The organism is Phenylobacterium sp., assembly GCF_031181185.1.
Taxonomy (GTDB): Bacteria; Pseudomonadota; Alphaproteobacteria; order Caulobacterales; family Caulobacteraceae; genus Phenylobacterium.
The window spans coordinates 1-11,353 of sequence record NZ_JAPSKZ010000118.1 but is presented as its reverse complement, the minus strand read 5'-3'; the positions used below and the strand labels follow the sequence as shown (position 1 = coordinate 11,353).

The window sequence follows — 11,353 nt, the reverse complement described above, 5'->3', positions numbered from 1 at the left end:
GACGCTGGGCCTGCACAGGCTGGAGGCCGCCTGCATCCCGGAGAACAAGGCCTCCCGCGATCTGCTGGGCAAGGCGGGGTTCGTGGAGGAAGGGTTCGCCAAGGCTTATCTTAAAATTAACGGCGCCTGGCGAGATCATGTCCTGTTCGGCCGGATCACCCCTTATGGCGGTCACGACGGTCCGGACGAGGGGGTGTCGGTCTGAAGCCGGCGCCGGATCGAGCGCGGCCAAAGATTTCATGTCGAACGACCGCTGGATGTGGGACGCCACGGCCACGCTGGAAGCGCTGGGCGCGGCCGACGTCGCGCTTTGGGTCTGGGAGCCCGAGAAGGATCGCCTGCGCCTGACCGGCGCGACCCGGGCGTTGGGGCTGGGGCCCCTGTCGCCCGACTGCTCGTCCGCGGCGCTGCGGGCCTTGGCGCTGCCGCAGGATCGGGCGCTGGCCGAGGACATCCTCCGTATCCAGCCGCCGGGCGGCGAGGTCTCGGTGCGGCTGCGGATGCGCGGCGCGGGCGTCTGCATCTGGCGTGGCGTCTGGCTCGAGGACGGCTGCCGCGCCGCCGGCGTGATCGCGCCCGAAATCAAGTTCGCCGCCTCGGACCAGGACACCCTCACCGGCTTACTGGACCGCCGCAGCTTCATCGCCCGCGCGCGCGAGCGCCTGCAGACGCCGGGCATGCACGAGTTGGTCGTCGCCGACCTCGACCGCCTGCGCCGCCTGAACGAAGCCTTGGGCCACGAGCGCGCCGACCTGGTGCTGGCCGCCTTGGGTTCGCGCCTGGCTGCCGCCTTCCCGCCGGGCGCGCTGCTCGCCCGCATCGGCGAGGACGAATTCGCGGCGCTCTGCCCCGCCACCGATTCTCCTGGCGCCGAAGCGCTCCGCCGCGCGCTGGAGCAGCCGCTCCGGGTGGCCGGCTTCGACATCCACCCGACGTTGTCGATCGGCGCCGTCGAGGCCCAAGGCGGCGACGAGGCGCCCGAAGCCGCCGAACTGCTGCGCCGCGCCGAACTGGCCGTCGAAGCCGCCCGCAGCCACGGCCGCGGCGGGGCCGCCGCCTACGGCCGCAGCCTGGAGACCGACGGCCTCTCGCGTCTGGCGCTGGAAGGCGACCTCAAGGGCGCGCTGAGCCGCGGCGAACTCGTGCCGTTCTACCAGCCCATCGTCCGGCTCTCGACGGGCGGCCTTTCCGGCTTCGAGGCTCTGGTGCGCTGGCGCCACCCGCGCCGCGGCCTGTTGATGCCCGAGCAGTTCCTGCCGCTCTGCGACGAGATGGGCCTGATGAGCGACATCGGCGCCATGATGATGCGCGAAGCCGCCCGCCAGCTCGCCGTCTGGCGCCAGCGGCACCGAGCCGCCGGCGAGCTTTCCGTCGCCGTGAACCTCTCGACGGGCGAGATCGACCGCCCAGACCTCGTCGCCGACGTGGCCGCCATCCGGCGGGAGACGGGACTGCCGCCGGGCGCCCTGAAGCTGGAAGTCACCGAAAGCGACGTGATGCGTGATCCCGACGGCGCCGCCGTCACCCTGCGCGACCTGCGCCTTGCCGGCGCGGCCCTGGCCCTGGACGACTTTGGCACCGGCTTCTCGTCGCTGAGTTACCTGACGCGGTTGCCGTTCGACACCCTCAAGATCGACCGATACTTCGTGCGCACGATGGCGACGAACGAAGGCTCCACCAAGATCGTCTCCTCGGTGGTGAAGCTGGGCCAGGATCTCGACATGGAGGTGGTGGCCGAGGGCGTCGAGAACGCCGGCATGGCCCGTCAGCTGCTGGCCTTGGGCTGCGACTATGGACAGGGCTTCGGCTATGCGCCGGCGCTGTCCGCCCAGGAGGCCGAGGTCTACCTCAACGAAAGCTATGTCGACGGCGCCGCCCCCCTGAAGGCGCGGGGTTAAGCGCGTCCAGCTTCGGCGCTGAGGAACTTCGGGTCGATGCCCAGCTTGGCCAGCGCCCGCGCCCATTTCGTCCCGTAGTCGGCGTCGAAGATCAGGGCCTCGTCGGGCTCGCAGGTCAGCCAGACGTTCTCGCGGATCTCCCGCTCCAGCTGGCCGGCGCCCCAGCCCGCATAGCCCAGCGCCAACAGCGAGCGGCGCGGGTGCTCAGGGTCCGTGGCCATCGTCTCGAGCACCTCGCGCGTGGCGGTCAGGGCGACGCCGCCGCCCACCTCGAGGCTGAACTCGCCGCGATAATCGTCGGTGTGCAGGACGAAGCCGCGCTCGCGTTCCACCGGGCCGCCGACCAGCACCAGGTCGGGCGGCATGCGGATCGTCGACTTGATCTCCAGCCGTTCCAGCAGATCGGGAACCGTCAGGCCTTCGACCGGATGGTTCAAGGCCAGGCCCATGGCGTGCTGGTTGTCGTGCGCGCACACCAGGATGAGCGTGCGTTCGAACCGGGGATCCGAGATCCCGGGCATGGAGATCAGGAGCTGGCCGGACAGGAAGCCGCTTTCCATCGAGACCGAATGTCTAGCCTCTTCGTGGCGCTTTCAAGGACCATCGGTTATCAGCATGGCCGAAAGCCTGAAGGAGATCGGCCCATGACCATCAAAGTCGGCGACAAGCTGCCCAATGTCACGCTCACCCAGGCCACCGCGGAGGGGCCGCGTCCGGTCTCGAGCGAGGAGTTCTTCAAGGGCAAGACGGTCGCCCTGTTCGCCGTGCCGGGCGCGTTCACGCCCACTTGTTCGGCCAAGCACCTGCCGGGGTTCAAGCAGGAAGCCGGGGCCCTGAAGGGCAAGGGTGTCGACGAGATCGCCTGCCTGTCGGTGAACGACGCCTTCGTCATGCGCGCCTGGGCCGAGGATCAGGCGGTGGGCGAGGACATCACCATGCTGGCCGACGGCAACGGCGACTTCACCAAGGCGATCGGCCTTGAGCTGGACGGCTCGAAGTTCGGCATGGGCCCACGTTCGCAGCGCTATTCGATGATTGTCGAGGACGGCGTCGTGAAGCAGCTCAACGTCGAGCAGGCCGGCGAATTCAAGGTCTCCTCCGCCGACTACCTGCTGGCGCAGCTTTAAGCCCAACCTTCGGGAAAGGCCGGCTCACGAAACGGGAGCCGGCCTCGCCGAACCGCCAGGGCTTCTCCGCGGCCTTGGTGATGCCGATGCGTGGCCCGACGACGAGCCCTGCGGCCCGGCCGGGCCGCAGCTCAAACGGCGGCGCCTCGGCGCTCAGGCCGTCGTGCGCTCGGGTCACCGCCAGCGCCTGGCACAGCTTGCCGGGGCCTGAACACAGAGCGTGGCGATCGATCAGCCCGCGCCGCTCGGCCATGATTTCGAGGCCGGCCAAAGGCTCCAGCGCCCGGATCAGAACCGCCGCCCCGTCGCCGTCGGCGCCACACACCAGGTTCATGCACCAGTGGATGCCGTAGCTGCGGTAGACGTAGACGTGCGCCGGGGGCCCGAACATCACCTGGTTGCGGGGCGTCGGACCCGAAAAGCTGTGCGAGGCGGGATCCTCCTGATGGTAGGCCTCGGTCTCGACGATGCGCCCGCCGATGCCGTCGACGTACAGCTCCCAGCCGATCAGGTCGCGCGCCACATCCACGGGATCGCGCAGCCAGAACGCTTGACGATCCGCGTTCGAAGGTTCGGAATTTCCGGCAACGAAAGAACTCATAAGCCGGAGGATGCGCCATGCCGTACGTCGAGGGCCAGACCGTCCATGACGCCGACAGCCACATCATGGAGCTGCCCGGTACGATCCACCGCTACCTCGACCCGAAGTTCCGCCACGCCTTCGTCGAGAAGACGGGCAAGAGGGACGTCCTGCCGGAGTGGTTCGCCAGGGCGGCGGAGCAGCACGAGGACCCCGAGTTCCGAGCCGGCGCCGAGGCCAACATCCTATTGCGCAAGAACTATGAGGCGCTCGGCGCCTTCCGCGCGGAAGACCGGCCGGCGACGCTCGACTACCTAGGCTTCGCCTCGCAGCTGGTGTTCACGACCGCCTGCCTGTCGAACTGGGGTCTGGAGCAGATGGGCGAGGTGGAGCTCGCCCTCGAGGCGGCGCGCGCCCACAACCGAATGATGGCCGAGTTCTGCTCCGTCGACCGCCGGCTGCTGGCCACCGGCTACGTTCCCCTGGTCGATCGGGCCCGCGCGCCGCAGATCGCCCGCGAGGCGATCGCGCTGGGCGCCAAGGGCCTGGTCATCCCTTCGCGCCATCCTCCGGGCTTCTCGCCCAGCCATGTGGAACTCGATCGGCTGTGGGCGCTGGCGGAGGATGCCGGCCTTCCGATCCTCTTCCACGTGGGCGGCGAGGAGAAGATGGCCGCCGACTATCTGGAGAACGGCCTGCCCAAGGTGAAGGACTTCCACGGCGGCGACGAGAACTTCACGTCGCTGACGTTCATGGCCATTCCGCTCAGCGTCTGGCAGACGCTGTCCGCCCTCGTTATCGACGGGGTGTTCGACCGCTATCCGCGGCTGAAGTTCGGCGCCATCGAGCTGGGGGCCTCCTGGCTGCCCAGCCTGATGCGGTTCCTGGACTCCGGATGCGCGGCCTTCGGCAAGGAGGAGCGCCTGCAGACCCTGTCGGCGAAGCCTAGCGAGATCCTACGCCGCCAACTGCGGGTCACACCCTATCCGCACGAGGACGTCCGCTGGATCATCGACAACGCTGGCGAGGAGACGGTGCTATTCTCGTCCGACTTCCCGCATGTGGAAGGCGGCCGCAATCCGCTCAAGCGCTTCAGTGACAGCCTGGCGGGCGTCAGCGACCAGGCGAAGCGGCGGTTCTACCGCGACAACTTCATCGACCTGATGGGCCGCGGGCTCGATCCGGCGCTCCACGACCTGCCCAAGCTTGCCGCCGCCTAGGGTTACGCCGCTCGCCTGGACTGATCCGCCGGTTGGCGAGACGCCAACGCCGCACGGCCCCATGCGCCTGACGCTGGGCTTAGGGTCGGGCCTCGCCCGCCGCCCCGGGGACCCCGCAGGTCGCGTGTGGGGGCTTGGCGATCGCGGCCCGAATCTCAAGGTTCCGGTGGCGATCGACCGATATGGCCTGGAAGGCCTCGCGCCGCTTGCCGGGCTGCCGGGCGCGAAGATCCTGCCCATGCCAGACTTCCAGCCCGCCCTGGCGGAACTGCAGGTCCACGACGAGCGGGTCGAGCTGTTGCGGGTGCTGCCGCTGCGGACGGCCGACGGCCCAATGTCGGGCCGCGCCCTGCCAGGCAGCGCCGAGGCCGCGATGGAGCCCACCTTCGATCTCTCGGGACGCCCGCTCGCGCCCGACGTGCGTGGGGTCGACACCGAAGGGCTGGCGGCTCTTTCCGATGGCGGCTTCTGGGCGGGCGAGGAGTACGGTCCCTCGCTCCTCAAGGTGGACGCCTCCGGAGTGGTCCGGCGTCGACTGGTGCCGGCTGGACTGAAGTTTGCTGGGGCCGAGCCCGTGCTCCCTCCCGAAGCCTCGCGCCGCCGACTGAACCGCGGGTTCGAGGGCCTTGCGCTCTCGCCGGACGAGCGGCGGTTGTACGTCGCCTTCCAGAGCGCGCCCGAAGGCTCCGATCCCGCGGCCACCCTCATCTGGACCTTGGACGCGGAGACTGGCCGCCGCCTAGCCGAACATCTCTATCCATTCGATCCGCCGGAAAGCTTCACGGCGGACGCCGCGGCCGGTGAGGCCGACCAAGAAGGCCTGAAGGTGTGTGACCTCGCATGCATCGCCGACGACTGCCTGCTGGTCCTAGAGCGCGTGACGCGCAGCGCCCGCATTTGCGCGGTGAGGCTGGACCGGCCGGGAAGCCTGGCCAAGCGGCTGGTGTTCTCGACCGACCACTCGCCGGGCGTGGCGCAGGATCTCGAAGGCTTGGCGGTGCTTTCTCCGCGCGAGCTGCTGCTAGCCACTGACAACGACTACGGGGTGGAGGGCGCCAAGACGGCCCTCTACCGCCTCACCTTCAGCGAAGACCTCGCCGCGCTCTGAGCGCGGAGGCGATCAGCCGGCCAGCGCCTCCGCGGTCATGTGCTCCAGCTCGCTCCAGTCCACCGCGAGACTCTCAGCGAGCCCAGGGGCAAGGCTCAGCACCTGCTCCGCGTAGAGGCGGGCGAGCGCGCCCTTGCTCCTCAGCCAGGGGTCGTCGGACCCGCCTGCGGCCAGGGCCTGGCGGCCGAGAATCCAGCCGCCGATGACATCGCCGGCGAGCTTCAGGTAGGGGACCGACGCCGCGAGGGCCGCGCCGTTGTCGGCGGCGAGCAGCCAGTCGGTCGCCTGTTCCAGGGCGCCCACGCCGGCGGCCAGCCTGCGGCCCACGGACGCGAGATCAGGATTGTCCGTAAGGACGCCCGCGGTCAGGGCCATCTCGGCGCACAGCCCGCGCAGAGTCTCGCCGCCGTTGGAACGGACTTTGCGGCCCACGAGGTCCGCGGCCTGGATGCCGTTGGTCCCTTCGTAGATCGGAGCGATCCGGGCGTCGCGATAGTGTTGGGCCGCGCCGGTTTCCTCGATGAAGCCCATGCCGCCGTGCACCTGCACGCCGGCCGAGGCGACCTCGACGCCGACGTCGGTGGACCAGGCCTTGGCGATGGGGGTCAGCAGTTCCTGGCGCGCCTTGGCGGCCGCGCGCTCCTCGTCGCTCTCGGCAAGGCGAGCGAGGTCGGCCAGGACGCCGGTCGCCAGGCAGATGCCGCGCGCGGCCTCGATCTTGGCCTTCATCAGCAACAGGGTGCGGCGCACGTCCGGATGGCCCCAGATCGCCGCCGGATAGTCGGGCGACCAGACGGCGCGGCCCTGCTTGCGCTCGAGGCTGAATTCCAGCGCCTGCTGGAACGCCCGCTCGGCGATCGCCACCCCCTGCACGCCGACCTGCAGGCGCGCCGCGTTCATCATGACGAACATGTGCGCGAGGCCCTGGCCCAGCTCGCCGACGAGTTCGGCCTTGGCGCCCTCGTACAGCATCACGCAGGTGGGCGACCCGTGGATGCCCAGCTTGTGCTCGATCGAGCCCGGCCGGAAGTCGTTGCGACCGCCCAGAGAGCCGTCGTCCTTCACCTCGAACTTGGAGGTCAGGAAGAGGCTGATGCCTTTCACGCCGGGCGGAGCGTCGGGCGTGCGGGCCAGCACCAGGTGGACGATGTTGTCCGTCGCGTCGTGGTCCCCCCAGGTGATGAAGATCTTCTGGCCGTAGAGCCGGTAGCCGCCCTCGCCGTCGGGTTCGGCGCGGGCCGTAAGGGCGCCCAGGTCTGATCCGGCCTGGGGCTCGGTCAGCACCATTGCGCCCGTCCACTCGCCCGACACCAGCTTGGGCAGCACGAGCCGCTTCTGCCGCTCGGTCCCGTGCAGGGTCAGGGCTTCGATGGCGGCCTGGGTCAGCATCGGGCAAAGGCCGAAGGCCATGTTGGCCGCGTGCACCATCTCGAAGACGGCGAGCTCCATGGCCTTGGGCAGGCCCTGGCCGCCCAGCTCGGGCTGGGCGGTGAGCGAGTTCCAGCCCTGCTCGGCGAAAGCCTTGTAGGCGGCCGCGAAGCCCGGAGCGGCGGTGACCGCGCCGTTGGCGTACTTGGCCCCCTGAAGGTCGCCCACGCGGTTCAGCGGCGCGAGTTCGTTGTCGGCGAATGCGCCGGCGGCCTCCAGGATGGCCTGGACCGTCTCGGCGTCCAGCTCGGGAAAGGCGCGCTGAACCAGTTCGGGATGGCCGACGGTCTTGAGGGCGAAGGCGAGGTCGCGGACGGGGGCTCGGAAGGTCATGGCGGGGTTCTAGACGCCCCGTCCGGCTTGCGGAAGTTGCCGCAGGGCACGCGGCCGTGTAACCGCCGCGCATGGAGGCGACCGACCCCATCTCCGCCGCGGCCGCGCTTAAGCGAGGCGGGCTGGTCATCATGCCCACCGAGACCGTCTATGGCCTGGCCGCGGACGCCAGGAACACGCAGGCCGTGATGGCCGTCTTCGAAGCCAAGGGACGTCCCAGCTTCAATCCCCTCATCGTCCATGTGACCGGCATCGAGGCGGCGCGACAGGTGGCGCAGGTCGACGTCCGGGCCAAGGTGCTGGCGCAGCGCTTCTGGCCCGGCCCTTTGACGCTCGTCCTTCCCCTGGCGAACCCGAACGCGGTCTCCCATTGGGTGGTCGCAGGCCTCGACACCGTCGCGGTGCGCGCCCCCGCCCATCCGCTGTCGCGCGCGCTGCTGGAGGAATTCGGCGGGCCCGTGGTGGCGCCGTCGGCGAACCGCTCCGGCCGGCCCAGTCCCACCACGTTCGCGGCGGCCATGGAGGAGACCGGTCCTTCGGCCGCGGCCGCACTGGACGGCGGTCCCTGCGAGGTCGGCCTGGAGTCCACGGTGCTCGCGCTGCTGGACAAGCCGCGCCTGCTGCGGCCGGGGGCGATCACCCGGTCGCAGATCGAGGCGGTGATCGGCCCGCTCGCCGAGGCCGAGGCGGACGCCAAGCGCTCCCCTGGCCGCATGGCGCGTCACTACGCGCCTGAGCTTCCCGTGCGCCTGAACGTCGAGAGCCCGGAGCCGGGAGAAGCCTACCTCGCATTCGGCCCCGCCCGTCACGATCGCCTGTTCCAGCTCAGCGAGACGCGGAACCTGCCCGAGGCCGCGGCCAACCTCTTCGCCCACCTGCGCGCCGCCGACCGCTCGGGCGCGCGCGGCATCGCGGTGGCCCCGATCCCGACCGATGGCCTAGGCGAGGCGATCAACGACCGCCTCAAGCGCGCGGCGGGCTTCGTCGGCTGATATAGTGGTCCCATGAACGCACCCGTCGCCGCCGATGTCCTGTCCCGCCTCAAGGCCGTGCTGGGCGAGGGCGGCTGGAGTGAGGATCCTGCCCGCATTGCTCCGAAGCTGGTCGAGTGGCGCGACCGCTGGACGGGTCGGACGCCGTTCCTGGCGCTGCCGAAGAGCACGGCGGAGGTCGCCGCCGTGGTCGGCATCTGCGCCGAGGCGCGCCAGCCCATCACCCTGCAGGGCGGCAACACCGGCTTGGTCGCCGGCCAGATCCCGCAGGGGGAGGTGCTGCTCTCGACCGAGCGGCTGCGGGCCATCCGAGAGGTCTCGGTGCTGGACGACGTGATCACCGCCGAGGCCGGCGTGACGCTGTCTGAGATCCATGCGGCGGCCGCGGAGGTCAGGCGGCGGTTCCCGCTGGGGCTCGCGTCCGAAGGGTCCGCTACGGTAGGCGGCTTCGTCTCGACGAACGCGGGCGGCACCCAGGTGCTGCGTTACGGCATGACCCGCAATCTGGTGCTGGGCCTGGAAGCTGTGATGCCCAACGGCGAGGTTTGGAACGGGCTCAAGCACCTGCGCAAGGACAACACCGGCTACGACCTGAAGCAGCTCCTGATCGGGGCCGAAGGGACCCTGGGCGTGGTCACCGCCGCGGGCCTGAAGCTGCATCCGGTGCTGGCGAGCCGCGCGGTCGCCTTTTTGGGCGTGCCGTCGCCCAAGGCCGCCATCGAACTGCTGGCGCGCGCGAAGGACGTTTCTGGCGGCGCCGTCGAGGCCTTCGAACTGATGGCCCGGCTGAACATCGAGCTCGCAGCCCGCAACATCCCCGGCACGCGCGACCCGCTGCCTGCGCCGCATCCCTGGTACGTCCTGGCGGAGTTCGCCACGGCCGAGGCGGGATCGGCGGACCGCGCCATGGAGCGCTTCCTCGAAGAGGGGCTCGAGGCTGGGCTCGTGAGCGACGCCGTCGTCGCCCAGACCGAGGGCCAGGCGAAGACCCTATGGGCGATCCGCGAGAACCAGTCGGCGGCCCAGAAGCCGGAGGGCGCGATCTGGAAACACGACGTGGCTGTCCCGGTGAGCCTGGTGCCCGTCTTCATCGAACGGGCCGACGCGGCCATGCAGGCGTTCGTTCCCGGCTGCCGGATCGTCGCCTTTGGCCACGTGGGCGACGGCAACGTCCACTACGACGTGCTGCGGCCGGCCGAGGGCCCTGCGGACGAGCTGAACGCCCGGCATCTCGCCCGCCGTGATGAGGGCTCGCGCATCGTCCACGATATCGCCGCGGGCCTGGGCGGTTCGATCAGCGCCGAGCACGGCCTGGGCGTGATGAAGACGGCGGACGCCGCGCGCTACAAGAGCCCGGTCGAACTTCAGGCGCTGAAGGCCATCCGGCAGGCGCTGGACCCCCACCGCATCCTCAATCCGCGGGTGCTGTTCTAGGCTCTCTTGGCGCGCGCGACGGTCCCGCTTAAGAGGGCGGCGCATGCTCATCGTCCTCTCACCGGCCAAGGCGCTCGACTTCACCGCGCCGCCCGTCTCCGCGCCGTTGACGACGCCAGAACTGACGGCCGAGACCGCCGAGCTCGCCAAGGTGACCCGCAAGCTGACCGCCGCCGACCTGAAGCGGCTGATGTCGCTGTCCGACAGCCTGGCCAAGCTGAACCGCGAACGCTTCCAGGCTTTCGACCCGGCGTCCGAGGAAGGGCTGCAGGCGGTGTTCGCCTTCAACGGCGACGTCTACGCCGGCCTGCAGGCGCGCGAGCTCGACAAGAAGAGCCTGGCCTGGGCGCAGGACCACGTACGGATCCTGTCGGGCCTCTATGGGGTGCTGCGTCCGCTGGACGCGATCCAGCCCTACCGCCTCGAGATGGGGACGCGGCTGAAGACCAGGCGCGGACAGAACCTGTACGACTTCTGGGGCGGCCGGGTCAGCGAGGCGCTGAACGAGGCGGCGCGGCGCCACAAGGACAAGACCCTGGTGAACTGCGCCAGCGGCGAATACTTCGGCGCCGTCGACCGCGCTGCGCTGAAGCTGCCGGTGGTGTCCTGCCGCTTCCTTGAGGAGAAGGATGGCGAGGCGCGGATCATCTCGTTCTACGCCAAGCGCGCCCGGGGCCTCCTGGCCCGCTACGCCATCGACAACCGCATCGACCGCGCGGAGGACCTGAAGGGGTTCGACAGCGCCGGCTATCGTTTCGTCCCCGAGCTATCGAGCGACGAGGAATTCACCTTCGCCCGGCCGCAGCCTCCGCCGGCCGTCCAAAATCGCAGCAAGGAAGCCTGACCATGGCCGTCGACTATCACCTGGAAGGCCATGTGGCCGTCGTCACGGGCTCCACCAGCGGCATCGGCCAGGCCCTGGCCGCCGCGCTGGCCGAGCAGGGCGTCAATGTCGTCCTGAACGGCTTCGGCGATCCGGCCAAGATCGAGGCCGACCGGCAGGCGATCCAGCAGCGCACCAACGCTCGCGTGCTCTACCACGGCGCGGACCTCAGCAAGGCCGAGGAGGTCCGTGATCTCATCGCCTTCGCGCACAAGGAGTTCGGCCGCCTGGACATCCTGGTGAACAACGCCGGCATTCAGCACGTCGCCCCCGTGGACGAGTTCCCGGACGAGAAGTGGGACGCCCTGATCTCGGTAATCCTGTCCTCGACCTTCCACGCGACCAAGGCG

The 11,353-nt window shown here is 69.9% G+C and carries 11 protein-coding genes and 1 pseudogene; 9 read left to right on the top strand and 3 right to left on the bottom strand.

The annotated features are described in order from the left end of the window. Positions 1 to 205 (top strand): annotated as a pseudogene (locus RIF93_RS14195) (30S ribosomal protein S5 alanine N-acetyltransferase); the annotation flags it as partial. A 34-nt stretch (positions 206 to 239) separates the two neighbouring features. After that, the gene (locus RIF93_RS14190; RefSeq protein WP_309092103.1) at positions 240 to 1,898 is read left to right on the top strand and encodes a bifunctional diguanylate cyclase/phosphodiesterase; all 1,659 of its coding nucleotides are present in this window, start codon (positions 240 to 242) and stop codon (positions 1,896 to 1,898) included. Here RIF93_RS14190 and RIF93_RS14185 read toward each other — a convergent pair. Next, positions 1,895 to 2,458, bottom strand: coding sequence for a YqgE/AlgH family protein (locus tag RIF93_RS14185; protein WP_309092102.1), 564 nt, complete (start codon positions 2,456 to 2,458; stop codon positions 1,895 to 1,897). The two genes, RIF93_RS14190 and RIF93_RS14185, sit on opposite strands and share 4 nt — an antisense overlap. Positions 2,459 to 2,542: 84 nt before the next feature. On the opposite strand from RIF93_RS14185, the gene RIF93_RS14180 reads away from it, so the two are divergent. After that, positions 2,543 to 3,025, top strand: a complete 483-nt coding sequence (locus tag RIF93_RS14180) for a peroxiredoxin (protein ID WP_309092101.1) — start codon at positions 2,543 to 2,545, stop codon at positions 3,023 to 3,025. Here the strand turns inward: RIF93_RS14180 and RIF93_RS14175 are convergent. Further along, positions 2,985 to 3,554, bottom strand: a complete 570-nt coding sequence (locus RIF93_RS14175; RefSeq protein ID WP_309092100.1) for a DNA-3-methyladenine glycosylase — start codon at positions 3,552 to 3,554, stop codon at positions 2,985 to 2,987. The two genes, RIF93_RS14180 and RIF93_RS14175, sit on opposite strands and share 41 nt — an antisense overlap. A gap of 89 nt (positions 3,555 to 3,643) precedes the next feature. On the opposite strand from RIF93_RS14175, the gene RIF93_RS14170 reads away from it, so the two are divergent. After that, positions 3,644 to 4,825 (top strand): amidohydrolase family protein, encoded by a 1,182-nt coding sequence (locus RIF93_RS14170; RefSeq protein ID WP_309092099.1) that lies wholly within the window; start codon positions 3,644 to 3,646, stop codon positions 4,823 to 4,825. Between the two features lie 61 nt (positions 4,826 to 4,886). After that, the gene (locus RIF93_RS14165; RefSeq protein WP_309092098.1) at positions 4,887 to 5,933 is read left to right on the top strand and encodes an esterase-like activity of phytase family protein; all 1,047 of its coding nucleotides are present in this window, start codon (positions 4,887 to 4,889) and stop codon (positions 5,931 to 5,933) included. A gap of 12 nt (positions 5,934 to 5,945) precedes the next feature. On the opposite strand, the gene RIF93_RS14160 is transcribed toward RIF93_RS14165, so the two are convergent. Continuing rightward, positions 5,946 to 7,694 (bottom strand): acyl-CoA dehydrogenase, encoded by a 1,749-nt coding sequence (locus tag RIF93_RS14160; protein ID WP_309092097.1) that lies wholly within the window; start codon positions 7,692 to 7,694, stop codon positions 5,946 to 5,948. A gap of 71 nt (positions 7,695 to 7,765) precedes the next feature. On the opposite strand from RIF93_RS14160, the gene RIF93_RS14155 reads away from it, so the two are divergent. The 4 genes from RIF93_RS14155 to RIF93_RS14140 form a co-directional block, all read left to right on the top strand. Beyond that, on the top strand, positions 7,766 to 8,686 hold the full coding sequence (locus tag RIF93_RS14155) for an L-threonylcarbamoyladenylate synthase (RefSeq protein WP_309092096.1): 921 nt from the start codon (positions 7,766 to 7,768) through the stop codon (positions 8,684 to 8,686). Between the two features lie 12 nt (positions 8,687 to 8,698). Continuing rightward, entirely contained in the window at positions 8,699 to 10,120 is a 1,422-nt protein-coding gene (locus RIF93_RS14150; RefSeq protein WP_309092095.1) for an FAD-binding oxidoreductase, read from the top strand. Positions 10,121 to 10,163: 43 nt separating this feature from the next. Continuing rightward, positions 10,164 to 10,964, top strand: coding sequence for a peroxide stress protein YaaA (gene yaaA / locus RIF93_RS14145; protein ID WP_309092094.1), 801 nt, complete (start codon positions 10,164 to 10,166; stop codon positions 10,962 to 10,964). A gap of 2 nt (positions 10,965 to 10,966) precedes the next feature. Further along, on the top strand, positions 10,967 to 11,353 hold a 387-nt coding region (locus RIF93_RS14140), incomplete at its 3' end, for an SDR family NAD(P)-dependent oxidoreductase (RefSeq protein ID WP_309092093.1).

Coding starts and splice junctions, on each gene's coding strand:
- RIF93_RS14190 (WP_309092103.1), top strand. CDS start 240: ATGTCGAACGACCGCTGGATGTGGGACGCCACGGCCACGCTGGAAGCG.
- RIF93_RS14185 (WP_309092102.1), bottom strand. CDS start 2,458: ATGGAAAGCGGCTTCCTGTCCGGCCAGCTCCTGATCTCCATGCCCGGG.
- RIF93_RS14180 (WP_309092101.1), top strand. CDS start 2,543: ATGACCATCAAAGTCGGCGACAAGCTGCCCAATGTCACGCTCACCCAG.
- RIF93_RS14170 (WP_309092099.1), top strand. CDS start 3,644: ATGCCGTACGTCGAGGGCCAGACCGTCCATGACGCCGACAGCCACATC.
- RIF93_RS14165 (WP_309092098.1), top strand. CDS start 4,887: ATGCGCCTGACGCTGGGCTTAGGGTCGGGCCTCGCCCGCCGCCCCGGG.
- RIF93_RS14160 (WP_309092097.1), bottom strand. CDS start 7,694: ATGACCTTCCGAGCCCCCGTCCGCGACCTCGCCTTCGCCCTCAAGACC.
- RIF93_RS14155 (WP_309092096.1), top strand. CDS start 7,766: ATGGAGGCGACCGACCCCATCTCCGCCGCGGCCGCGCTTAAGCGAGGC.
- RIF93_RS14150 (WP_309092095.1), top strand. CDS start 8,699: ATGAACGCACCCGTCGCCGCCGATGTCCTGTCCCGCCTCAAGGCCGTG.
- yaaA (WP_309092094.1), top strand. CDS start 10,164: ATGCTCATCGTCCTCTCACCGGCCAAGGCGCTCGACTTCACCGCGCCG.